Genomic DNA, 24,668 nt, shown 5'->3' on the forward strand with positions numbered 1-24,668 from the left:
TCATGCAAGACCAGAATAAAGAATTGAAACAATTTAAAGAAACACTGAAGCATGTTCCTCGTAATGAAAGAGGAATCATCATGATGATTACCCTGGTGATGTTGGTTATGGTGACGGTAATCGGGCTTGTGTCGATTCGGACCTCGTCGACGGAGGTCAAATTGGGGGGGAACGAACGTATCGCGAAAGAGGTGCTTTTTGCGGCCGAGAGCGGTATTCAGCATGCCCGTCGGGCCATTAAGGGTGTAGGCTTCACAGCCGCATTGCTCGCGAATCAGCCCTGGCTCTCCGTGAACGATTTTAACGGGATTAGTTACACGGTCAGAGTCACTAATACAAACAGTAGAGATATTGCAGCCCCTCAGAACTCGGTCTTTCTGACCTCTCAGGCGACCTATCCAAACGGCTATACACGGACCATTGAAGCGGAGGTCTACGACCCGCTTGCCATTCTTCCCATCAATTATTCGCTTGGAGCGGTTGGTAACTTCAGCCGTATCCGATTCAGGGGGGGATCCGTGGTTAAAGGAAATCTTCCGGACGGCTTGCGCTCCTACAATGATGCAATTACGGGCGAACCTATTACTATTCCGGAAGAGTTAGTTGATCCTGATCCGGATAATACGTGCGCCCAAAATAAAGCGGGAGTTGCCGTAGACAACATGACCAGCTTTGAAGAAATAGAGATAGATAATTCCATAAATGTGACAGGAAGTCCGGACATACAACTCCGGGCTGCCGATATGACGCCGACGATGATTCAGGACATGTCTGCGGACATGGCACAATATGCTGACCGAGTATATCACCTGAATGATGATAATGACGGAAATGTCTTCCCCGGAGTAAATCTCTGGGGAACTAAAGATGACCCTCAAATAACCACGATCAACATGACAGGGAATGATATTCGTACGACATTTGATGGAGATGTTAAGGGCTATGGCATATTGATCATCAACGCCGATGATGCGATGAAACGTGCAGAAATAAAATTTGATTCAGATTTCGAATGGCACGGGGTGATCATCGTAACGGGAAGCAGTCGGTTCCGATTGAGGGACGACAGTGGGGGCGATACCACGACGACGATCATCGGGTCCCTGCTCGCGGCCAATACCTCGGATGATGGCGCTGAGGAGCAGGTCAGGCTGAGACTGGACTCTCCGGATACCCTCGTTCAATATAGCTGTGATGCAATATCCGCCACCGCCTCAACGGCCGCTTCCATCATGTTAAATTCGTGGCACGAAATCACTCAGTCTTGATATATCCGGTGGAGCTTAACCAGATGTTCTAATCCAGGAATGCGTGTGAAATGAAGCAATGGGGGGTGAGATTTTCTCCGGAAGAACGGGACTTGTTAAAGATTTTCTCTTGGGAAATCTCTCCTTATGCCGTTTCCTGCGCGTTAATTTGTTTAAAGAGGTTTTCTCGATCTCAATGTCGCTTTTGATCATAACGCCCATGAGTACGAAGCTTATAAAGATGGGCTACCGAGATTCCCGCCAGATGTTCATAGTCTGGTTCCCATAAATCGTACATTCACGTTGACGAATCCTTTGAGTACCAGGCTAATCAATCGCATTGTCTCAATCCATCCGTTCCGATCCTTTGTCATTTGAATCGAGAAGGTGACGGCCTCACTGCCGTTTAGAAATTGCCGGATCTGTTCAATGGTTTTCAATTGTGTGTCGTTCACAAAGGTCAGCATCTTTCCATTATGAACAGTGAGGCTTTGCTTCAGACTCATCTTGTATTGGAAGAGGCTCTTGACTATACAAGCGAAGGGTAAAGTGGTAGACTATTTTTCATTCCGAACAGGGTGGTACGGATTTTGGCGTAGCGCTCTCCTCACTCTAAGTCACTCTATAAAGCGATGCAAATAGATCAAGCCATGAAGACAAAGTACACCACAAGGAATTGGGCCTTATTGCGGTGGTTTCTGACCATTTTTATGCCTTTGTTTGTTCTTGCGGGTGGAATTGTCGCACTTTTCTACTTTACAGATATCAGAAATGTTCGGTTTATCTTTGAGTCGAACGCGGGCCGTCATCTTGAGCGCCAAAAAGAGAAGATCGAGAGCGAACTGAAGTCGATTATGTCAGATCTGATGGTGTTCACTGATGATCCCAGGGTCAAACAGGCATTAGAGAGGGAAGATGCGGATCAACTGAACATGATGACGGATGATCTCCACACCTTCCTTAAGCGAAGAGAACGTTACAATCAGGTCCGACTGATCACCGATGAAGGAATGGAAATTTCAAAGGTTGTTTCTATCAACGGAAAGTCACATATGGTACCTCGGGATCTCCTGAAGTCAGTAGGAAAAGAGGACGGATTAAGCGGTTTCCAATCCCTCAGCCGGAACGAGATATACTTCATGACACTTCCCCTCAGGTTAGAAGGAGAAGAGGGCAGATCCTCTTCGGGTATTTCTATTCGTATGGGGATTCCGTTCTTCAATTCCCAGAACCGGAAACTCGGTAGCCTTGTTTTCGACTATCAAGGGTCAAACCTGGTTTCACTCCTGACGGAAGGCCGCTCTCACAGCTTGGTCCAGTCTATGCTTCTCATGCGGGATGGTCTTGATCTGGGAACCGAAGCAGGAATTGAAGGGGCCAGTGGGACGGGTCAGGGGGTATTGTCCGTAATATGGGAAGGGGTTTCAGAGGCCGACTCCGGACAGTTCTATGAGGACGGGGATCTTGTGACCTTTGCGGCAATCTATCCGCTGGTGGAAGTCCAGGGAGCGATCAGCGGATTCAGGAAAACAGTTTTGTCTGGAGCAAGTCCCGGAAATGCCCACTCCGTTGTCTGGAAGATTCTTTCCTTTGTACCAAAAGAGGTCCTGGATGCTCCCTCAAATCTTTTTTTACGAAAGCTCGTCTTGTTTTACATCATTTTTTCCCTGTTCTTGATGATTGGCGCGATACTCCTTGCTCGCATTGCTGTAAAACATAGAGTGGTTGAAACAGCACTCCAGGAAAGCGATATTCAAATTAGGAATATTGTGAGTACGACTCTGGATGGGATTATAATTACAAATGATAAGGGAATGGTAGAGTTGTTTAATCCGGCTGCGGAAAAAATATTTGGTTATAAGTCAGAAGAAGTTCTCGGAGAAAGCGTGAATCTTCTGATTCCAGGCCCCTACCGAAAAGAACAAAGTAAAAACCTCCCTCATTATCTTGACAGTGAAGAAAGAGGTGTTGTCGGTGCCAGACGTGAAGTGAGTGGTCAGAAAAAGGATGGGTCAAAATTTCCGATTGAACTTGCCGTAAGTGAAGTCTGCTTGAATCATGGAAAACTTTTTACCGGGGTGATCCGTGATATTACTGACCGCAAAGAAATGGAAGAACAGTTGCGTAATAAAGCCTTTCACGACGCGCTGACCAGTCTGCCGAATCGCTCTCTGCTGATCAGTCGTCTGAAACGTTCGATCAAGCTGGCCAAAGCACGGAAGGATTATTTGTTCGCGGTTCTTTTCCTTGATCTTGATCGGTTTAAGGTCATCAACGACAGTCTGGGACATGCGGTAGGTGACCGGCTTCTTATTGCCATTGCACGACGAATGGAACGATGTCTTCGTCCCGGAGATACGGTTGCTCGTCTCGGGGGCGACGAACTCGCTATTCTTCTTGAAGATGTGGGCGATCTCATGTTTGCGAGAAGAGTTTCAGAACGGATTCATAAGGAACTGGAATTGCCTTTTACTGTGGAGGGTCATGAGATATTCATTACCGTCAGTATTGGGATAGCCCTGAGTTCCATTGGATACGATCAACCGGAGGATATCCTACGTGATGCGGATATCGCGATGTATCGGGCCAAGTCACTTGGAAAATCGAGACATGAAATCTTTGATAAGACAATGCATAATCGTGCTGTGGCGCTTCAACAGCTTGAGACTGATTTGCGCAGAGCAGTAGGACAGAAAGAATTTGAGCTTTATTATCAGCCGATTGTTTCTCTGTCCTCTTCAAAAATAATCGGTTTCGAAGCACTAGTCCGATGGAATCATCCGAAGCGAGGGCTTATCTTACCCGACGACTTCATTCCCCTCGCAGAAGAAACGCGCCTCATTGTTCCCATTGGGCACTTTGTCCTCCATGAAGCCTGTCGACAGATGCATGAATGGCATCAGAAGTTTCCGGAGGACGAGCCGTTTGAGATCAGTGTGAACCTTTCGAGCAAACAGTTTTTGCAGCCGAACTTTGTGGATAAGGTCAAACAAATTCTGGGTGAAACCAGTCTGGGTGCAAGGAGTCTGAGACTCGAAATTACAGAAAGCCTCCTTATGGATGATGCAGAAGAGGTAAATGCCATGCTTACTGAATTGCGCCGGATCGACATTCAGCTTGATATCGATGATTTTGGGACAGGATATTCTTCTCTGAGTTATCTTCACCGCTTTCCTTTTAATGCGCTAAAGATTGATCGCTCCTTTACCTCTCGAATAGGCGATCAGGGTGGAAACCTTGAACTGATCAAGATGATTGTCGCGTTGGCCCATAACTTTAAAATGGAAGTAATCGTAGAAGGGATCGAGAGGGAGGAACAATTGAAGCAGTTGAGGTTATTGGACTGTGAGTATGGGCAGGGATATTTCTTTTCGAAGCCGGTTGACTGCAAAGAAGCAACCAAACTTATTCATAAGAACGCCCAAGTTATTCAAGGTTGAGCGTGGGACTAAAAATGAAAAGACCTTACGTACGAAAGACGGGGCTAATTCTCTGGTTAAAAGCAGGACTCTTCTTCGCTCTGTTTTTCCTGTTGACTCCAGGGGTTCAGGCCGTGCAATCGGCATCAAAAGACACGCTTGTTTCAGTCGACCTGGATCAACTCTATGAACTTTCCAGGAAAATTATCGAGAAAGCCGGAAAGAAGGGGAGAGCGGTTCCAATGGAGGCCGCCGGACAGACTCGTCTTCTTATAGACCATCTCAGGGAGATCTATGGGGAGGAAAAATCTGATCCTCCTCGTGATCTTGATCCAGAAGAGGATGCCTTATTAGAAAAAATAAATAATAACTTAAAGCGCTTATTGAAGGGGCTTGGAAGGAAACCCGACCATGACCTTGAATTGACACAATCTATGAGAGACACCCTTAATCCCTTGTTTGTTAAATCGAACAGCCCGAGGGTGTTCTCGTCTCTACCCGGTTATCATGTTGTTCATCCCAAAACGGCTGAATTTGTCCTTACGGTAAAGGGTCAGCATTTAAATTACCATGATTCGCACATTGTTCTTGATGGAAAGCAGATACTTCCTTCACTCAATGAAGCGGATGAGTTGGTTTTTTCAATTCCCACGGAGTTATTTCAGCCTCATTCCTTCAAAGTCATACATAAGGAATTAACACTAACGGTATATAAACAAAAGAAGATTTGGTATACCCTGGGGTTTACGAAAGAGAATGTTCCTGTAGAATATTCTCTTATTGTATATATTATGCCGAAGAACCTGGCTCGATATTCCGTGAAAATAAAAAAAATGATTACCAGTGTGGAGCGGCGAAGCGGGAATGGGCCGCTTTGGTCACTTCGGAGCGGCGGCCGTCAGGATATTAGAAGGACATTTAGCCATGCTACGGAAAATGGCTGGAAATTTGATCCGGGCTCTGCGGAATTTATTGTGACACGCCTTGGTGAAGAGGGAAAGCCTAATATCAATATTATGGTATCTCCTGATCTTATTACCGTTGAAATGCTGAGGGATGGGAAGGAAAATAAAGAAAACTTATTCGAAGGACACTTGGCTTATACTGAATGGAGGAGTATTAAGTCGGAGGATGAGGAAGAGGTCGTTTCAAACAAATATATCAACTGGAAAGACAAAAAAGTGATCACACTTCCTGATAATATGGTTTCATATGCGGTATCTATTGAAATGTTTAATGGTTTAAAAAGGGTATTGGATGGGGGTGCTCATAAGGAGGATTACGTCAAAGTTCAATATAATTCCTCGTTGAGGCGCCTAAGCCTTACTCCAAAGAATGAAGCCAGCATTCTGGGAAAATAACTCCAGAAAGTGTTGTGGCCTATAGTAAGGGAACCTCTGAATAAGTCATGTATTTCTTTTCAGGGCAAAAACGCCCCGAATTTGCGTTGCAAATCTTGACAATAGCGGGCTATGGCTTCGCGAGAACCATCCTCTGTGATTTGTGCCTTGAATCGAAACCTTTTATCTCCTGGAAAACTCAACCCAGACTTAATCAAAGGATCCTAACGAAGCTCTGATGATGAAATATTAGGTATTCCGGAATTCTTCTATCTGCCTTCTTTTGTTTCCACTTCGGCGCTCATCTCCCGCAATATTAGGGATACCATGATTCCTGCGGTTGGGTTTATGTCTCTTGTCTACTTCTAGAATTTCCCGAACCGCTCTTACCATTTCAGCAGGTCTGAAAGGTTTTGGGAGAACCGTAAATGGTTGCAATGCGGTTGTTCCCGATAGAGATGGAGTAATATGGCCGGTGGAGATGATTGCCTTCAGTTCGGGATCAAGAAGGCGAAGATTCGCGAGAACCTCCCATCCCGATTGACCGGGCATTTTCAGGTCGAGTATGACAACCCTGACTGATCCACCTTCCTTCTTGAAGATCTCCCTCGCCTGATCTCCGTCGGTGGCGGCCAGTACCCTGTACCCACTGTTTCCCATAACCTCCGTCCACAGAGTCCGTATGGACTCGTCCTCATCTACAATCATGATAGTCACGGCGAGGTCAGGCTGACCCTTATCCTCTTGAAGTACCCCCTCTGACACAGGACGTCCGGAGCGTGGCAGGTAGACCTCAAAGGTTGTTCCACAACCCTTGGCTACTTTAACCTCGATCCATCCACTGTGCCGTTCAATAATCCCGTGGCTGGAGGCCAAACCAAGACCTGGTCCCAAGACAGCATCCTTTGTATTAAAAAAAGGTTCAAAAAGATGAGGTAGGTCAGATGCATCGATACCAGGGCCATTATCGGAGAGAGAGAGGCACACGAAATCTCCGACCTTTGCGTTAGAGTGGGCTTTTAAGGATCTTTGATCCAGGTGGATATTTTTTAGTTTGATTTGAATCAGAGGGTGAAAGTTATTCCTTTTAAGAATGACATTTAGAAAAATATCACTTGTATTTTTGCACAGGTTCATGATGACCTGATGTATCTGGCCTGCGTCAATGAGAACAGGCCACAAATCATCAGACGATGCAACAGTGATCTCTATTTTCCGATCAATGGTCTGGCGCAGCAGGGGTTCAAGGTCTAGAGTAAGGTCTAAGAGGGATTTTGGCTCGAGGGTTGGGGGGGGGCTGATGGCTGAATGAGAGTAAGCTTTTTGTTAATCCGGCCGCGTGTTGCGCAGCCTTCTGAATAATGGAAAGGTTACTCTGGATTTTGGGTAGATCTGAGGTCTGTTCTCTCAAGATATCGATATACCCAATGATGGGTGTTAAAAGATTATTAAATTCGTGCGCGATTCCACCCGCCAGTTGGCTGATGGTTTCAGTTTTTTGAACTTGGAGTAGTCGCTCCTCCATTTTTTTTCGCTCGGTGATGTCGCTGAAGATAGCGACATACTGAACCGTTTCCCCTGTTTTATCCTTGATCGCGCTGATGTTGAGCCATTCCACATAGGACACACCACTTTTTCGTTGGGCAGAGATTTCTGCCTGGAAAGAGGCGTTCTGTTGCAAGTCGGCCCACATTCTCTCGTAAAAATCGGGTTCCGAGTTCCTTGAAAATAATGTCCTCATGTTCTTCCCGATGATGTCATCGCGTGTGTACTGAGTGATCTTTGTAAATGCATTATTGATGGTCTGAATATAACCGTCTGTATCGCTTACCATGATTCCTTCCGTGGTGTGTTTCATCGCGATTGCAGAGAGGTGAAGCTCCTTGTCTTCGGGGCTTGCCAATTCTCCTTTTTGATCTTCCTGTATGTACGCATGAATCACCTTAAGAAAGGCCGTTGTTTGCATCGGTTTAGTAAGATAGCCGACTGCTCCCAGAGAAAGGGCCAACTGTTTGTTCTTTGGGTCCAGGTCTCTTGATACATAGAAAAGAAAAGGGATTTTTCTTAATATTGGATTAGACTTTATTTCTTTGAAAAGGCGAAATCCATCCATTTCAGGACTCAGAATGTCAGAAATGATCATACCGGGAGGAGCGGTTTCTGCCATTTCAAGGGCTTCCTCGCCATGGGTTGCCACTTCAACGTGGTAGCCCGTATGCTCCAGCATTGCCTTTAGGGCAACTCTTGAATCTACATTGTCATCAGCAATAAGTATTTTCATGTCAGACCTTCTTCAGACCCGAGGCCGTTTCCTCTTCAGAATAGTCAGCAGAGTTGTCTGCGAAGGGGATACCGTGGTTTCTCCACGGTAAGAAACTTCATTGTCTCGAAGTGTGTTCACGATCAAGTGTGTTGAGAGAACATGAACGCAAATAAACATACCGAAACTTCAAGAAAATGGTGTTGGGAGGCAGGTGCTTCTCCCTTTTAGAATAAGAAGGACATCAAGGCCCTGACACCAGAAACAAGCGGATTGACGGGGGAGTCAGAAGCTACTGAACACGCACTGTAAGTACAATCCTCGCCCCCATGGGGGCGGGTTCTTCAAAATATTGGTGGAGCTGCGGGGGATCGAACCCCGGACCCCAAGACTGCCAGCCTTGTGCTCTCCCAGCTGAGCTACAGCCCCACATAATATCAAGGACTTATCTACTTATTTTCAGAGATGATACACCGAGATAAACAGGGTTGTCAATGTTGAGTGATAGAGAATTTTGACGTTTGACGCGACCCCAGGCACGTTCCCCTATATTGTCCCGAGAAGGCCTACCGTACCCGATTTTCCGGACCTCTGCCTCGAAAGGTATCCACGAAGCTAGAGATCCTTTTCATGTCTACCTTGCTTAGGCGAAGCATCGCTCGCCAGGCGGTCAGGATCATGGGATGTTCTTTATCATTCCGCTCGACAAGAAGGATGCCATCCCACTGTCCGATGTGTTTTTTAGCAAGCGTAAAAAGGGGTTTCAGATCCGACTTAGAAAGGACCGAACGATCGAAATAGATGACGATATTTCCGTGTTCCAGATTATGAACAAGAAGTTCCGTCTTGGCTTCGCCAAGTCCGTAAACACTTGCGGGAAGCCAGCGACCTGCGTGCGTACCGGATGTTGGAGGATCTGTTTTATAAAAGATGTGAACGCCATCCTCGACATGATCCTGTCCTTCATTCTCGAAAAGCTCAACCCCTTCCGGTATTTTGATCTCACCGCCGGCAGCGAGAAGAGGGGAATGGAAGAGGGTAGCAAGAAGGACTGGAGCAAGCAGCATGATCCACCATCTTTGTCCAGAAAAGCCGTTCTTCTCAGGAGGTGCTTGACGGCAGTGGAATAAATTTGTTGTTTTTCTCATTTTTCCTTTAGAACTCCCTCTCATGTTTGAGATTGGTGGTTTGGAATGCATTAGAATCCTTCCCACTCATCATCCGTCTGATCGGTCTTATTTTCGTCGTGACCGTGCTCTTCCTCTTCCTCTTCATTATGAGGACGGTCTTCTTCTTCATCGTGACCGTGCTCTTCTTCCTCGTCATGGGCATGGCCATCATCTTCATGGGCTGCTTCGCCGTGCCCGTGTGTATGTTCTTGGGCCGGTGTAATCCACCCATGAATCGTGAGTGCAACCACCAGGAAGGCAACAATTCCTCCAAGCGTTAATATTTTTTTCCGAGCGGCAAAGCTTCGGTCCTGTTTACGGTCAATGAGCGGGATAAGGGCAAGGAAGCCGAAGAGGGCACCCGATGCAAAAAGAACGGCGACGACGCCCCAAACATTTTCGAAACCGTACATCCAAAGGAAGGGCCAGGGAGGTTTCAGTGGATCATGAGTGGGGCTGGGAGCCGGACCAAGCGGGGCACGGGCGAATAAGGCAACCACAGCTAGGAAACCATAATAAACGAAGGAAAAAATGGCGATCGTCCGCGCGTGTTCATCAAACTTTCCCTTCATCTCTTCCTTCGGGATTTGTGGCTGATTTGACCACTTGTCCCAAGGGGTGGGTGATAGATTAAAGGTCCGGATAAGCATAAAATGGGCGATGATCAAAAAGATAATCAGGATGGGAAAAACGGTGATGTGAGAGGCGAATATCCGGAGATTCATCGAGCTGCTGCCCGGAAGCGCATCCGTCATAATCGCGCCCAGAGGGCCGAGAAAGCGAAGAGACTCCTGGTAGTGGGCCAGGGCATCGGCCCCTTCCGCATCCCATTTCAGGACCGTCCCTGAAAAATAGGACCCCATCAGCATGGTTGCAAATAATGCGACCCCGAGCCACCAGGTGACCTGTCTGGGGGTTTTATAGGCACCGACAATGAAGACGCGGCTAAGGTGGACGATCAGAGCAATCAGGACGCCTTGGGCAATCCAGTAGTGGAGGGCGCGAATGTAACTGAGAAAACCGATTTGTTGTATCTTTTCAAGACTCTCATAGGCTTGATCAGGGAGGGGGTTATAGAATTGCAGCAGGATGATGCCTGTGGCAATCATCAAAAGAAAACCAAAAAAGACAATGCCGCCGAGTGAACAGAGAAGAGAGCGGCCATGTGCTGGAATACGATAGGTCAAACGGCTGAGAGGTATCCAGGTATCCAGCCGCTTTAGTAACGAGGGTTCGCTCAAAACTGCTCCCGGTCTATCTAAGGATAACGAAGCGCTTGTGAAAAGGGGTTCGCCTTATTCTTCCAGCCGGAAGAAGGCCTTCGGGAGACGTTATGCCACATCGCAGACCTGTTTTACCAAAGCGGAAAGGGCTACGGGGTCATCGGTCGCCTCATCCACCGCTTTTTTTGCTTCCTCAACAAGTGTCATTGCCGTCTCGGGAAGGATGGCGGTTAATTTTTGACTCCGGGCCTTGTCCTCGACGAGGAGCCGGATGAAAGCACGGTATTTGACAGGGTTTTGATCAAGTATTTCGAGTGATTGCTTGCTCCAAGCCATCTCAGCTTCAGGGATCCGTACCGTGACATCCCCAAGGATCTTGGCCTGACAGGAGAGACGGAAAGGTGCCGTCAATTCCGCTTCTTCGAGCATATTTTCTTCATCCAAATCGACTTCTGTCAGGCTCGAAACGCCATCCAAAATGAGGATACGACAGGTGCTGCAGGTTGCAAATCCACCGCAGTCATGGCGCAATTCGATCCCCATACTTTCGGCAGCGTCGAGAAGGCTTTTCCCGCGTTCCACCGTCCCCGTCATCCCTTCAGATTGAAATGTGACTCTTGGCATAATCATTCAACTCCCTGTTTAAAAAATTGATGTTGATTATATCGGATTAGATACTTGAATACAAGGAAAACGGCCTCCAAAATCGGAGATTGATTGCTGGTAAAATGTTTTTGTTTCGATATTGGTATAGCATTTCTTTTGAGTACGCCTATGGGTAGGATTCCTTTTATATCGTTTATTTTGTGGGTCAAAGTAGGGTTTGGCTTAGAATATTATGGACAATTTACGCGTTATATGTCTATAAATGCATCAATGTCTGATCGATTTTAAGAGAGCAGGACCTTCGGAGGTGAACACTTGGGGAAAGGGAAATTTATCAGACTGTCGGTTTTTCCTTCAAGGTTGGAAGCAGAAATGGCAGGAGAGATATTGGCTAAGGTGGAGATCCCCTTCCTCATTCAATCTGATGATATCGGCATCTTCGGTCCAGGGGCCGTTCCCGCCCCATCCGGGGCGAAACTTCTGGTTCGGGAAGAAGATCTCTCAGAAGCAGAGGTATTGCTTCCCAAACTTCTCTGACAGTCTGTTGAACCGCATAGAGCGCGAATACAAATTAGAGTGATTTTCTCTTCTTGAGTTGAAGAATCCTTCCGCCATCACTGAACACTGCATATAGAGTGTAAGGACCCTCTCCTCTACTACCTGTTGATTATTTGCTTGATTATCCCTATTTTTACTGATATAAAACGTGATTAAGTATTCCCGATCTGGAGTCGTCATGAAAGTTAAAGAATCCCTTGAAGAGTTCTATGAGGTGAAGGTTGGAACCTTCGAAGGCCCCTTGGAACTCCTTCTTCATCTCATCAAGAAGAACGAGATTAACCTTTATGATATTCCCATTGCACTGATCACGAAGCAATACATAGAAGCGCTTGATTTAATGAAGGCCCTCAATCTCTCCATCGCGGGAGAGTTTTTGGTCATGGCCGCTACCCTGATCCACATAAAATCTAAAATGCTTCTTCCACTGTCTGATCTTGAGGAGGAGGGGGAGGAAGTCGATCCGCGCCAGGAGTTGATTTGGCGTCTCCTGGAATATAAACGATTCAAAGATGCGGCATCGAACCTGGAAAATCGAGAGGCGGAATGGCGGGACATCTATCGGCGTGAGCCTGTACCCTCATTGGATCTTCCCTCTGATGATGTTTCCCTGGTCGATGTGAGCTTGTATGAACTTTTTGACGCGTTTCAATCTGTCTTGTCCCGGACAAAGGATGAATCGATCCTGGAAATCTCTCCCGACACACTTTCGGTGAAGGAACAGATGCAGTTTCTGCTTGAGCGGATTGGTTCTGTCGATAGCCTACTTTTTGAAGAGCTTGCTCTGGAAATGATGACCCGCCGGGTCGTCATTGTCACTTTTGTTGCCCTCCTTGAGGTGATACGTCTGGGATTAATTCGTATCCTGCAGGGAGAAGTCTGTGGACCGCTTCGACTGATGAAAACAAAAAACCTGGTAACTGTTCAGCATGACTAGGAAAGGCTTCAGGGCAAGGCGCTAGGAGCTCAGAACTGCAGCGTATGTCTCGCTACGTGGGGATTCGAGCACCACAGAAACGCAGCCATGGAGGCTTAGATGGGTATGCTGAATAGTTACCTTATTAATAGAGACTGGAACTGATGGAAGAGCATGAACTAAAACCGATCGTCGAAGCGTTATTCTTCGTCTCCGGCGACCCTCTCTCAGTTGACCGTCTTCGGGATGTCATCAAGGGTGTTGATAAGAAGCGGCTTCTCGTTGTGATTGAAACGCTTCAAGGGGAGTATGATCAATCGAATCGGGGGATACGATTGGCCGAGGTTGCCGCTGGATACCAGCTGGTGACACGCCCTGAAATGGCCCCCTGGATCAAGGAGATGGAAAAAATCAGAACGGCATCCCGCCTCTCAAGGCCCGGCCTGGAAACCCTTGCGATTGTGGCATACAAACAACCCGTTACCCGTGGTGAGATTGAGATGGTTCGTGGGGTTGATGCGGCCGGGGTATTAAAGACCTTGATGGAAAGGAAACTGATCAAGATTGTCGGCAGGAAAGAGGCTGCGGGCCGCCCAATGATGTATGGAACGACACGTCAGTTTTTAGAGTATTTCGGCTTGGCCAGTCTTTCCGGTCTTCCCACACTGAAAGAATTCTCAGAAGTGGCTGAGGCGACGGGAGAAGGGGAGGTTCTTCTGGACTCTATTGTTCATGGGAATGGCAATATGACCGACCACGCGGAGGCAGGGCAGGGTGAAGGTCATCAGGGTGGTCAAGAAGGGGAGGTGCTTAGCACTTCTATTGAAGCCGCTGAGGAAGTTGAAAATATCGAAGAAGTCCCGAACCGCGCTTAGGGTTTGTTCCGAAATAGCCTGTACGATTAGGAGCCCCTGCTTTGAGTCCGAGGCAGGGCATAACAAGGGAGCACCGTTCAGCTATGTGACCGAGGAGCAAGCAGCATCGGGCCTAAGGAACATCTGAATAAGTCATGAATTGTTTTTTCAGGGCAAAATGTTTCGATTTTGCGTTGAAAATCTTGAAAATAGCGGGCAATTCTCTTCGATTTAGGCCTTGAATCGAAACATTTTATCTCCTGAAAGACTCAACTCAGACTTAATCAGAGCTTCCCTAAGTTGGAACTCCCCGAGCGTGCCATCACTGCGCTTTCGTTTCTTCCGTATAAGCGCCGATATTCCGAATGCGGTGGTAGCGTTGCTCCAATCTTTCCTCAGCCGGGATGGCATCGAGTTTGGTGAGCAGGTTACACAGGGTTTTTGATATCAGGGAAGCGGTCTTTTCCGGATCATGGTGTGCGCCGCCAGGCGGTTCAGGAATAATCGTTTCAATGATTCCGAGGCGGAGAAGGTCTTTGGCCGTCATTTTAAGGGCCTCGGCAGCATCCTCGGTCTTGGTGGCATCATTCCATAGAATGGCCGCACAGCCTTCGGGAGAGATCACCGAATAGATGGCATATTCGAGCATGATGATCTTGTCGGCAACAGAAACGGCAAGTGCTCCTCCGCTTCCCCCTTCTCCAATCACGACTGATATAATCGGAACATTCAACTGGGACATCACCATTAAATTTCTGGCAATGGCCTCTGATTGTCCTCTTTCCTCCGCCCCGACGCCGGGATAGGCTCCAGGGGTGTCAATAAAAGTAATAATCGGCTTGTTGAATTTTTCAGCCAGCTGCATGACCCTAAGGGCTTTTCGGTATCCCTCCGGATGGGGCATTCCGAAGTTTCTCGTGATACGCTCCTTGACGCCTTTTCCTTTCTGGTGCCCGATAATGACAACAGAGTGACCATCCAGGCGGGCCAGTCCGGCTGTCATCGACTTGTCATCCCCATAGAGGCGATCTCCATGCAACTCAATGAAGTCCTCAAAGATTATATCGATGTAGTCTGAAGTATTCGGACGCTTGGGGTGCCGGGCCAGCTGGGCGATCTGCCAGGGAGACAGTTTTGAAAAAATTTCCCCTTGAAGGCTTGCCATCTTTTTCTGGAGTTTACGTATTTCTTTTGTCCGGCTTGAATCTGTTTTACTGAGATCCTGGAGCCGGTTGATCTTTTCCTGTATTTCAATGATCGGTTTTTCAAACTCTAGGTATTCGTTCACAGGTATGTCCTCATCACGGAGTCTGGACCCTTTCCGCTTGAGCGTTGACATCAGGAGTCCAGTCTTCTTGAACGGCCCCTACACCAAAGCACGTTTCGATTTCATTTGTCAATTGGTCGGAACCGTCTACTGAAAACTTTGAATCAATCGCAATAACCGACTCTGTCGGAGAACCGCCGGGTTCCGGGATCATTATCTTCAGAAAAACCGGAAGAGATCCAGGGGAACGGAGCAAAACTTGATGCAATCGTTCAATTTCTCCCGGACTCACCTTGTCGGCTGAAAGCGCAATGGTCACATGGGTCTCTACTTGTAAGGGGACAACGGCTGTTGCCTTCATTTTAACCCCTTTTTCAGCGCGGTCAACCGTTCCCACAAAAAGCAAAGGGATATCCTGCTTGAAAAGAGACGCCGCTTTTTGATAAAGGTCAGGAAAAATAATGACCTCGACGCTTCCGCTCAAGTCCTCAATCCGAAGATAAGCCATTCGGTCCCCCCGCCTTGTCGTGGTAACTTTTTCCTGAACGACCATCCCGCAGAACCGTACAGCGCGGGTGTCCTCAAGTGATTTCAGGGCTTCCGTTGGGGTGGCAAGGCGCTTTTTCATGAGCGCCTCAAAACGCTTGAGCGGATGACAGGTAATATAAAAGCCAAGAGCCTCTTTTTCTAGTTTTGCAATTTGACTGTCGTTCCATTCCTGCACGTGTTGAAGTGGGGATTCCGCCGCAGATTCAAGGTTTTTTGCCTGGTCCGCAAAGAAGGTCATCTGGCCGGTTTCCTTTACACGTTGATATTGTCCGCCCTCTTGAATGGCCTTCTCGAGATGTTCCATCAGGGCGGCACGTTTGGCTTTTGTTGAATCAAAAGCGCCGCTTTTGATCAAGCCTTCGATCACGCGTTTGTTTGTTTTTCGAAGATCAATCTTGCGGCAAAAGTCGAAGAGTGAGGGAAATCGCCCCTCTTCCTTGCGGACCGCCAGAACAGAATCGATCGCACCACTTCCGACATTTTTGATCGCGCCCAGACCGAAGCGGATCCCTTCCGATACAACGGTAAAATCTTTGTTGCTCTCATTGACATCAGGAGGCAGGATCCCAATTCCCATTTTTCGACATTCCGTAATATATTTAACTACTTTATCCGAATTGCCCATTTCACAAGAGAGGAGCGCCGTCATGAACTCGGCGGGATGATGGATTTTTAAGTAGGCCGTTTGGAAGGTAATGAGCGCGTAAGCAGCGGAATGTGATTTGTTGAATCCATAGCCGGCAAAAAATTCCATCAGATCGAAGATCTTTTCTGCTTTGGAAGACGTAATTCCTTTTTTTGTTGCCCGTTCTACAAAGGTTACTTTTTGTGCGGCCATTTCTTCCGGTTTTTTCTTCCCCATGGCTCTTCGTAGCAGGTCGGCCTCTCCCAGGGAAAATCCTCCGACGACATTGGCAATTTTCATGACCTGTTCCTGATAAACAATCACGCCATAGGTTTCTTTTAAGATGTCTTGGAGTTGGGGAATCTCGTAGCGGATTTTTTTCTTGCCCTGTTTCCTCTTGATGAAATCATCGACCATTCCGCTCCCGATCGGTCCAGGACGATAAAGGGCAAGGATGGCGACAATATCTTCAAATGTTTCCGGTTTCATCTTGATCAGAAGATCTACCATTCCGGAACTTTCCAGTTGGAAGATGCCCGTCGTGTCTCCTGATCCCAACAAGGCATATGTCTTTGAATCATCCAGAGAGATGTCTTCCAGGCGTAAGGGGGAGGCGGGGAGGTCGCCGGGGCCGGACCTCTTTCTTTCATTTATCAGGCGGAGCGTATGATCGATGACCGTGAGGGTTCTTAATCCGAGAAAATCGAACTTGACGAGACCGATTTTCTCAATATCCCCCATGGCAAATTGTGTGACGATCTCACCCTTGTTCCCACGATAGAGCGGGACATGTTCTGTCAGTGGCTTATCCGAAATGACAACACCCGCCGCATGTGTTGAGGCATGGCGGGCCAGTCCCTCCAGTTGTTTCGCGAGGGCGATCATGTCGGCGATTCTGGCATCATTTTTCGCGGCTTCGCCGAGTTTCTTTTCCTGAGCAAGGGCTTCGTCAATTGTGATATTCAATGTGTTTGGAATGAGCTTTGCGAGGCGATCCACTTCGGCATAGGGTATCTCCATGACCCGTCCGACATCGCGGATCGCTCCTTTTGCCGCCATGGTTCCAAAGGTAATAATTTGGCAGACATGCTCTACGCCATATTTTTTAGTCACATAACGGAGAACCTCTTCGCGCCGATCCATGCAGAAATCCATGTCGATATCCGGAAGGGTCACCCGTTCAGGATTGAGGAACCGTTCAAAGATCAAGCCGTTTGAGATGGGATCGATATCGGTGATGGCGAGTGCATAGGCGACCAGGCTTCCCGCGGCCGATCCGCGTCCGGGACCGACGGGGATCTTGGATGCGCGAGCATAATTGATGATGTCCCAGACAATAAGAAAGTAGCCGGCATATCCCATCACATTGAGGATGTCGAGTTCCTTTTTGAGACGGTCCTCATAGACCAGGCGGAGGGTCGCGGCATTTCCGTTCATCCGATTAAGGCGGTGTTCTAGCCCCTCTTGCGCCAGTGAGGCCAGGTAGGCCTCACGCGTCGTGCCTTCAGGCGCTTTAAAGTGGGGAAGATGGAACTTTCCAAATTCCAGTTTGAGATCAACCATATCGGCAATGCGGGCCGTATTGGTCACCGCGTCGGGGAGTTCTGAAAAGGCCCGGGTCATCTCCTCCGCGGATTTGAAGTAGAGCTGTTCGGTCTGGAACTTCATCCGGTTCGGCATGTTGACGGTCTTGCCGGTCTGAAGGCAGAGCATCACGTCATGGGCCCGTGCGTCGCCCTGATGGAGGTAGTGGCAGTCGTTTGTCGCGACAAGCGGGATATTAAAGCGTTTGGCAAGTGCAACCAGCTTGCGGTTGGCCTCTATTTGAAGGTCGAGACCATTGTCCTGAATCTCGATGAAAAAATTTTCTTTCCCAAAGATCTCCTGGTATTCGTGGGCCGCTTCGACCGCTTCCTTATCGTGTCCCCGGGTGAGCAGGTAGGGGATTTCCCCGCGAAGGCATCCGGAGAGTGCGATGAGCCCGTCATGATGTTTCCGTAATATCTCTTTATCCACCCGGGGCTTATAATAAAATCCCTCAATATTCGCAATGGTAATGAGCTTGATCAGGTTTTTATATCCGGCATGATTTGCAGCGAGGAGGATCAGATGGTAGTAGGGATTGGAGCCGCCGACATGCTCATAGTCATCTTCGTGGACCCCGTGCCCCTCTTTATCAAAGCGGCTTCGCGGTGCAAGGTAGACCTCGCAGCCGATAATCGGCTTCAATCCGGCTTTTGTCGTCTTCTGGTAGAATTCGATTGCCCCGAAGAGGTTCCCATGGTCGGTAATGGAGACGGCGGACATCCCCATGTCTTTGGCGGTTGAAATCAGGGGGGTAATCTTGTTGGCCCCGTCCAGTAGGCTATATTCCGTATGCAGATGGAGATGGACAAAATCTTGAACAGACATAGGGCATTCTAATGTCCCGAAGAAAATAAAGTCAAGGGAATAGGGTGATGATGAAGGGCGATGCTGTCTGGGAATCAGAACCCGATTGTTGCTTACTTCAGGGCGTCGGATATCTTGAGGATGGTGCTTTTTGCATCTCCGAAGATCATCATGGTGTTGGGTCGGATGAAGAGTTCATTGTCGATTCCGGCAAAACCGGGCCGCATGCTTCTCTTTAAGACCATGACCTGCGTCGATTTATAGGCCCACAGAATCGGCATCCCGGCGATCGGGCTGTTTGGATCGGTTTCTGCTCCGGGATTCACCACATCGTTCGCCCCGATGACGAGGGAGATATCGGTATCCTCAAAGTCGTCGTTGATATCGTCCATGTCGATCAATTGCTTATAGGGGACGTTGGCTTCTGCCAAAAGAACGTTCATATGGCCGGGCATCCGACCTGCCACTGGATGAACGGCGTATTTTACCGTAGTGTCCTGTTTTTCTAGAATGTTGGCAAGATCCTTTACTGCATGTTGCGCCTGGGCGACGGCCATGCCATATCCAGGAACAATGATCACCGACTTTGCTTTCTTGAAGATAAGGGCCGCTTCTTCAGGGGTTCCGCTTATTACTTTGGGTGCTTCCTGGCCCTCTGCCTGAGCGGGTGCGGCCACGACCGCTTCTTTCGGGGCTTCAACCTGACCGAAGGCGCCGAACAAAACATTACTCAAGGACCGGTTCATCGCCTTGCACATCAATTGTGAGAGGATAATTCCCGCCGATCCGACAAGGGCCCCGCTGATGATGAGGACGTTATTGGAAAGGATAAACCCGCTTGCTGCAGCCGCAATCCCAGAATAAGAATTCAAGAGGGAAATCACCACAGGCATGTCGGCCCCCCCGATGGGGATGACAACCATGATTCCGAGAAAGAAGGCAACACCGACCAGAACGAGAAAGACCATCAGGTTGGCGGGTACAACAATAAGATAACCCACAACACTAAGGGAAGCGACAAATACTACTAGGTTAACGATGTTTTGAAGGGGGAATACGATGGGTGCGCCGGACATCAATCCTTGTAACTTTAAGAAGGCAATGGCGCTTCCCGTCAATGTGACGGTACCGATGAGGACCGTGATCCCAATAGTGGTCATGGTATAACCGTCGATGTTTGGGCTGAGATGATAAAATGCCGAAGCACCGACAAGCGCAGAAGAAAGCCCGCCGAAACCATTTAAGAGCGCGACCATCTGGGGCATATCCGTCATCTGTATCTTCGTGGCAACCAAGGACCCGATGGCCGCACCGATAACAATTCCGGCCAGAATGAATCCATAACTGATTACGTCGTTGTGGAGCAGGGTGGCTACAACAGCGAGGAACATTCCGCCCTGTGAGAGAGCCATTCCTTTTGTCGCCGTTTTTGGCGAACTCAGGAACTTCAGACCGAGGATAAAGGAAGCGGCTGCCAGAAGATAAGCAACTTCGATTAAATGGGTAATCACGACTTCTCCTCGCTTTTTTTCGGCTTAAACATGGTGAGCATTCGACTTGTGACCATGAAGCCTCCCACCGCGTTGATCGTGGCAAAGATGACAGCGAGAAGACCGAGAATTGTACTGAGGTTCGTTTCTCCTGATCCGGAGGCGAGAACGGCCCCGACGAGTGTGATCCCGGAAATGGCATTGGCCCCGGACATCAAGGGGGTATGCAGAAGCGGCGGCACCCTGGTGATCAGCTCATAACCGAGAGAGCTTGCCAGAACAAAGAGGGTAATTGAGACGATAGACATGCTGTTGTACTCCTAAAGTTAGTTCACCAAGGCCTTGACTGCGTCGTTCACAATTTTGCCCTGGTGTGTTACCAGTGCGCCTTTAGTGATCTCGTCATCCAGATTAATTGTCAGTTCATTGTTGACATAGAGGTGAAGAAAAAAGTAGGTCATGTTTTTCGCGTACATCTGGCTTGCATGAATCGGAAGCGAAGCGGGAAGGTTCACAACCCCGATGATGGTCACGCCGTGTGCAAGCACCTCTTCTTCGGCCCGGGTCAACTCGCAATTTCCACCCAGTTCTGCGGCAAGGTCGATAATGACGGACCCTTTTTTCATATCTGAAACCATCTCGGCCGTGATAAGCAGCGGTGCTTTCTTGCCGGGGATGAGGGCGGTTGTGATCACAACATCGGCTCCCTTGACATGCTCATGAATCAGGGCCAACTCTTTTTGGTGGTGTTCGGCAGAGAGTTCCTTTGCGTATCCGCCGTGGTCTTCCGTCTCCCCATCGCCCAATTCCAACTCGACAAATGTGGCCCCGAGGCTCTGAACCTGTTCTTTTACGGCGGGTCGGGTATCAAAGGCCTCGACTTGTGCACCAAGCCGTTTCGCGGTTGCAATGGCCTGAAGTCCAGCAACGCCGGCACCAATAATGAGAACCTTTGCGGGCGGAAGCGTGCCGGCCGCTGTGGTCATCATCGGGATGAATTTTCCAAAGCTCGCTGCCGCGATCAGAACGGCCTTGTAACCGGCAAGACTGCTCATAGAACTTAAAACATCCATTCTTTGTGCGCGTGTGATTCTTGGGATAAGATCCATTGAAAAAGCACTGACCTTTCTCGAGGCCAATTTCTGAGCGGTCTCCGGATGAGAAAGAGGCTGAAGCATTGTGATCAGAACGGCCCCTTCCTTCATTAGGTCGGCCTCCTCTTTTCCGCAGGTCTCATTAAAAACGGGCCGTTGAACCTTAATGACAATGTCGGCATCGGCGTAGAGAGAAGCGGCGTCTGGAACGATCTTCGCCCCGGCGTTTTCATAGTCACTGTCCGAAAAAAAAGCACTCTGACCGGCGCCAGATTCAACCCGAACCTCAAGCCCCTTTTTTATCATTTTCCCAACAGAATCCGGAGTGGCCGCCACACGGTTTTCACCCTTAATAATTTCTTTAGGCACTGCAATAATCATTTGTCAGTTCCTCATATTAATTAGCCGAATGAAGATCAATGAGCATCATCGAGAAATGGGATGATAAAGACATTCATGGCACAAACTTTTTACTTATACACAGGTGTCGTCCCGCACGTCAAGTCTTAATGGTTCTTCATTTTGGAATTGTAAGATTTGTAGGAAAGGGATCAAGGCCCGCTATAACGGCTGACGCCGCCGAAGGTGCCGAACCATTTGTTGCCTTCATCATCGATGGCAATGGAATAGACATACTCTCCAAGTAGGCCGTTACTCTGGTTGAAGGTTTTGAAGGATTTTCCATCGAAGCGGCTCACCCCTTTGTTGGTGCCGATCCACATGATCCCTTTCTTGTCGATCTCTATGGCATTGATGATGTTTCCAGGAAGGCCTTCACGGGTTGTATAGTTTTTGAACTTTTTTCCATCAAAGCGGGAAAGGCCCCCTCCCCAGGTTCCGAACCACTTGACGCCAGTCGGGTCAATTGCGGAAGAGATAACATAGTTTGGGTTGTGATCCTGATTCTCCCGTCCCGCTTGAAGGTGATGGTCTTCATCGTCATCATAGGAGTCGTCTTCTTTCAGCTGGGCGGGCGTTTTTGTTGTAATCGTCGCCCCCAGCCCGTCCTTGTGCGTCCATCCCTGCCAGGTTTTTCCATCGAAGCGGTTGATCCCTCCTTCTGTCCCAAACCAGAGGACCCCCGAAGATTCTCTTTCTACGGTGTAGACCCACTTGTCCACCAATCCGTCGTCCATGGTATAGGTGACAAAACCCTCTTTTGAACGGCGGCTCGCTCCCTTCCACGTGGCCACCCACATTGTTCCGTCCGGTTCAAAGAGAAGGTCGTATACCCAGAGGTCTCCAAGGCCGTTTCGCGGTTGATAGTTTGCCCAACTGCTTCCGTACTCTTTGGTCCCGCGCCCATAGGGAGTGAAAAGTTCCCAGTTCTTTCCGTCAAATCGGGCAAGACCACCCCCATAGGTACCTACCCAGATATTTCCCTTTTTATCCGGATGGATCGAGACGATGATATTCGAAAGAAGTCCGGCACGGGTATTGAAGATCTGATGGGTCTCTTTTTTTTGATTAAACCGGATGAGTCCGTTGGATGTCCCGATCCAGACATCATCTCCATCGATGGCTAGTGATCGGATAACGACCTCGCCGATGGACCATCCGGTCCATCGTGGATCAAAACTCCCAGGAGGGGATTGTTGCGCGTTCACCGGAGGGGGAATGAAGAAGAGAATCAATAAAAGAATAAAATATCGGAACGTTCTCAATTGTCACCCCATTTCAATTTCTGCCGGAGGACCTGGTAATAATTTCGGTGAGGCGAACGGATGAGCTTGATTCGTTGCCGGCCTGCCTCAATGTGAACTACATCTTCCCCTTCAAGAGGAAAGACATCTTGACCGTCGAGCATAACGACAGGGCCTTTTTCATGTTCCTTCAGGGCAACATTGATCTTGGCAGAGCTTGGGACGACTATCGGTCGATTTGTCAAGGTATGTGGCGAAATCGGGGTTAAGACAATAGCATCGACAGAGGGGTGAACAATCGGCCCGCCCGAAGAGAGCGAGTAAGCGGTGGACCCGGTCGGGCTGGAGATGATCAGGCCGTCGGCACGCAATGAGGTGACAAACTGGTCATTGATGGTGATGCGCAATTTAATCAGGTTGGAGAGGGCTCCCTTATGAATGGTGATATCATTCAAAACGGTCGGTTGCGGGTATTGCTCTTCTTTTCTTTGAATGAAGCTCTGCAAGGTCAATCGTGGATCATGTAAAAACTCATCTTTCAGGATTTTTTCCAGGTCGGGATAGAGTTCATCAAGTGTGATCTCCGTCAGGAAACCAAGGCTCCCCAGATTAACACCCAGGATCGGGATGTTCATCTCCCCGAACAAGCGTGCAACGGAGAGGAGTGTCCCGTCTCCACCGAGGACAATAATCAGGTCGAGAGAAGGAAGAGGACCAGCGTTTTGGTCGGGAGGATTGATGAAGAAAACTTCCTTATTTTGTTCTTTGAGCCATGCGGCAAGTTTTTTACGTGTTCCTTCCCCTTGCGGGTGATTGGGCTTGAGGGCAAGGCCTATCTTCTTCATCCAAAGTCTTCTTGATCGAGGGCATTCATAAGTATAATATAGGAACCTCTGATTAAGTCTGGGTTGAGTTTTTCAGGAGAGGAAATGTTTCGATTCAAGGCGCTAACCGAAGAGAATAGCCCGCTACTTTCAAGGTTTGCAACGCAGAAGCGGAACATTATTAGCCCTGAAAAAACAATTCATGACTTATTCAGAGGTTCCTGCAATCAGGTGAAGTCGATCTTATACGTCCACTTTCTCTTTGTCAAATGAACCGTCCTTGACAACTTCCCCCTGTTTCTCATAGGATACGAGCTTTTAAATGGAGAGAATGCGATAAATGTCTTATAAAATCCGGGTCAGAAAAGAAGCGTCGATACAGGCGTATGTCGCCCACTGGTCAGAGTCAATGCTTAATTGGGTGACCGCCAACTTAAAGCGGGTCATCTCTTTCATCGTCCTTATCGTTGTCATAGGGGGCGCATTCCTTGCCGTAAAATACATGGCCGTGGGTTCGGATGAAAAGGCCACTGTACTAGAAACCGAAGCTTCCAGTCTGCTTCATGATCCTATCCCTCTCCCGGAACCAATTGAAGAAGGGGAGGATCCCCCCGAAATTTTAACCCAGAAAGAGCGATATCAGAAGTCGGTCGAGCTTTATGGTGAGATCCTGGGAAAACATCCGGACACTCCAACCGCAATGATCGCCCAATACGAGATCGGGAATGTCTACTTTGAATTAGAAGAATTTGATCTGGCTTTAGAAGGGTATCGTACTTTTATTCAAAGGTATCCAGAAAAAAAAGATCTGGTTGCAATTGTTCAGCTTAAACTGGGATATCTTCAACAAAGAAGAGGGGATCACCAGAGCGCAAGAGATTCTTTTCGCGCGCTATACGAATCAGAGAGTGCGTGGAATCGGGATCAGGCCGGTTTTGAGTTGGCCCGGTCACTTGAAGAAGAAGGCACAGAGGAAAAGGCCAAGGAGATCTACGAAAAGATCTCAGAGGATTTCGCCCAATCTCCCTGGAGCGCAGAAGCCAAAGCCCGGTTTATTATGCTGACTTCATCTTTTGAAACAGACTCATCTTCTGACGATCTTTCCGCAGTCGAGGTCAGGGATGAGGCTGAAAAAGAAGCAGTCAAAGTAGAAGGTGAAGGTCTTGATGCGGAGAACGGACCGGTAGAATAAT

At 48.4% G+C, this 24,668-nt stretch carries 19 protein-coding genes and 1 tRNA gene; 6 read left to right on the forward strand and 14 right to left on the reverse strand.

Annotated elements, in window-relative coordinates; genetic code table 11:
- Positions 1-2 precede the first annotated feature (2 nt).
- Complete coding sequence (locus EYQ01_04735) at positions 3-1,268, forward strand: hypothetical protein (GenBank protein ID HIE65109.1); 1,266 nt, start codon at positions 3-5, stop codon at positions 1,266-1,268.
- Positions 1,269-1,516: 248 nt separating this feature from the next.
- On the opposite strand, the gene EYQ01_04740 is transcribed toward EYQ01_04735, so the two are convergent.
- The gene (locus EYQ01_04740) at positions 1,517-1,753 is read right to left on the reverse strand and encodes a hypothetical protein (GenBank protein ID HIE65110.1); all 237 of its coding nucleotides are present in this window, start codon (positions 1,751-1,753) and stop codon (positions 1,517-1,519) included.
- A 126-nt stretch (positions 1,754-1,879) separates the two neighbouring features.
- Here EYQ01_04740 and EYQ01_04745 point away from each other — a divergent pair, with 126 nt between their 5' ends.
- Positions 1,880-4,687 (forward strand): EAL domain-containing protein, encoded by a 2,808-nt coding sequence (locus tag EYQ01_04745; protein HIE65111.1) that lies wholly within the window; start codon positions 1,880-1,882, stop codon positions 4,685-4,687.
- A gap of 14 nt (positions 4,688-4,701) precedes the next feature.
- Positions 4,702-6,027 carry a hypothetical protein gene (locus tag EYQ01_04750; protein ID HIE65112.1) on the forward strand — a complete coding sequence of 442 codons (1,326 nt, stop codon included), beginning with the start codon at positions 4,702-4,704 and terminating at the stop codon, positions 6,025-6,027.
- A gap of 228 nt (positions 6,028-6,255) precedes the next feature.
- On the opposite strand, the gene EYQ01_04755 is transcribed toward EYQ01_04750, so the two are convergent.
- The 6 genes from EYQ01_04755 to EYQ01_04780 all read right to left on the reverse strand — a co-directional run bounded on the left by EYQ01_04755 (position 6,256) and on the right by EYQ01_04780 (position 11,282).
- Positions 6,256-7,143, reverse strand: a complete 888-nt coding sequence (locus EYQ01_04755; GenBank protein HIE65113.1) for a response regulator — start codon at positions 7,141-7,143, stop codon at positions 6,256-6,258.
- A gap of 106 nt (positions 7,144-7,249) precedes the next feature.
- Complete coding sequence (locus EYQ01_04760; protein HIE65114.1) at positions 7,250-8,287, reverse strand: hybrid sensor histidine kinase/response regulator; 1,038 nt, start codon at positions 8,285-8,287, stop codon at positions 7,250-7,252.
- Between the two features lie 332 nt (positions 8,288-8,619).
- Positions 8,620-8,695: transfer RNA gene (locus EYQ01_04765), tRNA-Ala, on the reverse strand.
- A 137-nt stretch (positions 8,696-8,832) separates the two neighbouring features.
- The gene (locus EYQ01_04770) at positions 8,833-9,465 is read right to left on the reverse strand and encodes a DUF3105 domain-containing protein (GenBank protein HIE65115.1); all 633 of its coding nucleotides are present in this window, start codon (positions 9,463-9,465) and stop codon (positions 8,833-8,835) included.
- Positions 9,465-10,676 carry a cytochrome bc complex cytochrome b subunit gene (locus tag EYQ01_04775; protein HIE65116.1) on the reverse strand — a complete coding sequence of 404 codons (1,212 nt, stop codon included), beginning with the start codon at positions 10,674-10,676 and terminating at the stop codon, positions 9,465-9,467. Before EYQ01_04775 ends, EYQ01_04770 begins: the two co-directional genes overlap by 1 nt.
- 90 nt (positions 10,677-10,766) lie before the next feature.
- Complete coding sequence (locus EYQ01_04780; GenBank protein HIE65117.1) at positions 10,767-11,282, reverse strand: (2Fe-2S)-binding protein; 516 nt, start codon at positions 11,280-11,282, stop codon at positions 10,767-10,769.
- Positions 11,283-12,000: 718 nt separating this feature from the next.
- Between EYQ01_04780 and EYQ01_04785 the strand changes: the two genes are divergently transcribed.
- Positions 12,001-12,759: a segregation/condensation protein A gene (locus EYQ01_04785; GenBank protein HIE65118.1), complete on the forward strand. Its 759-nt coding sequence runs from the start codon at positions 12,001-12,003 to the stop codon at positions 12,757-12,759.
- 143 nt (positions 12,760-12,902) lie between these two features.
- On the forward strand, positions 12,903-13,613 hold the full coding sequence (gene scpB, locus EYQ01_04790) for an SMC-Scp complex subunit ScpB (protein HIE65119.1): 711 nt from the start codon (positions 12,903-12,905) through the stop codon (positions 13,611-13,613).
- A gap of 301 nt (positions 13,614-13,914) precedes the next feature.
- Here scpB and EYQ01_04795 read toward each other — a convergent pair whose 3' ends face one another.
- The 7 genes from EYQ01_04795 to EYQ01_04825 form a co-directional block, all read right to left on the reverse strand.
- Positions 13,915-14,931, reverse strand: a complete 1,017-nt coding sequence (locus EYQ01_04795; protein HIE65120.1) for an acetyl-CoA carboxylase carboxyltransferase subunit alpha — start codon at positions 14,929-14,931, stop codon at positions 13,915-13,917.
- Complete coding sequence (locus EYQ01_04800) at positions 14,894-18,445, reverse strand: DNA polymerase III subunit alpha (protein ID HIE65121.1); 3,552 nt, start codon at positions 18,443-18,445, stop codon at positions 14,894-14,896. The genes EYQ01_04795 and EYQ01_04800 overlap by 38 nt, the downstream gene beginning before the upstream one ends.
- 92 nt (positions 18,446-18,537) lie before the next feature.
- Positions 18,538-19,935, reverse strand: a complete 1,398-nt coding sequence (locus EYQ01_04805; protein ID HIE65122.1) for an NAD(P)(+) transhydrogenase (Re/Si-specific) subunit beta — start codon at positions 19,933-19,935, stop codon at positions 18,538-18,540.
- The gene (locus EYQ01_04810; protein HIE65123.1) at positions 19,932-20,222 is read right to left on the reverse strand and encodes an NAD(P) transhydrogenase subunit alpha; all 291 of its coding nucleotides are present in this window, start codon (positions 20,220-20,222) and stop codon (positions 19,932-19,934) included. Before EYQ01_04810 ends, EYQ01_04805 begins: the two co-directional genes overlap by 4 nt.
- Positions 20,223-20,240: 18 nt before the next feature.
- Positions 20,241-21,389, reverse strand: a complete 1,149-nt coding sequence (locus EYQ01_04815; protein HIE65124.1) for a Re/Si-specific NAD(P)(+) transhydrogenase subunit alpha — start codon at positions 21,387-21,389, stop codon at positions 20,241-20,243.
- Between the two features lie 170 nt (positions 21,390-21,559).
- A complete protein-coding gene (locus EYQ01_04820; protein ID HIE65125.1) occupies positions 21,560-22,672 on the reverse strand; it encodes a hypothetical protein in 1,113 nt (370 codons plus the stop codon).
- Positions 22,669-23,496: an NAD(+) kinase gene (locus EYQ01_04825; GenBank protein HIE65126.1), complete on the reverse strand. Its 828-nt coding sequence runs from the start codon at positions 23,494-23,496 to the stop codon at positions 22,669-22,671. The genes EYQ01_04820 and EYQ01_04825 overlap by 4 nt, the downstream gene beginning before the upstream one ends.
- A gap of 319 nt (positions 23,497-23,815) precedes the next feature.
- Here EYQ01_04825 and EYQ01_04830 point away from each other — a divergent pair, with 319 nt between their 5' ends.
- Positions 23,816-24,667 (forward strand): tetratricopeptide repeat protein, encoded by an 852-nt coding sequence (locus EYQ01_04830; GenBank protein HIE65127.1) that lies wholly within the window; start codon positions 23,816-23,818, stop codon positions 24,665-24,667.
- Position 24,668 lies beyond the last annotated feature (1 nt).

It is taken from the genome of Candidatus Manganitrophaceae bacterium (assembly GCA_012960925.1).
Taxonomy (GTDB): Bacteria; Nitrospirota; Nitrospiria; order SBBL01; family JAADHI01; genus DUAG01.

Bases quoted from the DNA above. Each gene is read 5' to 3' on its own strand.
- EYQ01_04750 (HIE65112.1), top strand. From the start codon at position 4,702: ATGAAAAGACCTTACGTACGAAAGACGGGGCTAATTCTCTGGTTAAAA.
- EYQ01_04760 (HIE65114.1), bottom strand. From the start codon at position 8,287: ATGAAAATACTTATTGCTGATGACAATGTAGATTCAAGAGTTGCCCTA.
- EYQ01_04800 (HIE65121.1), bottom strand. From the start codon at position 18,445: ATGTCTGTTCAAGATTTTGTCCATCTCCATCTGCATACGGAATATAGC.
- EYQ01_04785 (HIE65118.1), top strand. From the start codon at position 12,001: ATGAAAGTTAAAGAATCCCTTGAAGAGTTCTATGAGGTGAAGGTTGGA.
- EYQ01_04830 (HIE65127.1), top strand. From the start codon at position 23,816: ATGTCTTATAAAATCCGGGTCAGAAAAGAAGCGTCGATACAGGCGTAT.
- EYQ01_04780 (HIE65117.1), bottom strand. From the start codon at position 11,282: ATGCCAAGAGTCACATTTCAATCTGAAGGGATGACGGGGACGGTGGAA.
- EYQ01_04810 (HIE65123.1), bottom strand. From the start codon at position 20,222: ATGTCTATCGTCTCAATTACCCTCTTTGTTCTGGCAAGCTCTCTCGGT.
- EYQ01_04770 (HIE65115.1), bottom strand. From the start codon at position 9,465: ATGCATTCCAAACCACCAATCTCAAACATGAGAGGGAGTTCTAAAGGA.
- EYQ01_04755 (HIE65113.1), bottom strand. From the start codon at position 7,143: ATGAACCTGTGCAAAAATACAAGTGATATTTTTCTAAATGTCATTCTT.
- EYQ01_04815 (HIE65124.1), bottom strand. From the start codon at position 21,389: ATGATTATTGCAGTGCCTAAAGAAATTATTAAGGGTGAAAACCGTGTG.
- EYQ01_04825 (HIE65126.1), bottom strand. From the start codon at position 23,496: ATGAAGAAGATAGGCCTTGCCCTCAAGCCCAATCACCCGCAAGGGGAA.
- scpB (HIE65119.1), top strand. From the start codon at position 12,903: ATGGAAGAGCATGAACTAAAACCGATCGTCGAAGCGTTATTCTTCGTC.
- EYQ01_04745 (HIE65111.1), top strand. From the start codon at position 1,880: ATGCAAATAGATCAAGCCATGAAGACAAAGTACACCACAAGGAATTGG.
- EYQ01_04735 (HIE65109.1), top strand. From the start codon at position 3: ATGCAAGACCAGAATAAAGAATTGAAACAATTTAAAGAAACACTGAAG.
- EYQ01_04795 (HIE65120.1), bottom strand. From the start codon at position 14,931: ATGTCAACGCTCAAGCGGAAAGGGTCCAGACTCCGTGATGAGGACATA.
- EYQ01_04740 (HIE65110.1), bottom strand. From the start codon at position 1,753: ATGAGTCTGAAGCAAAGCCTCACTGTTCATAATGGAAAGATGCTGACC.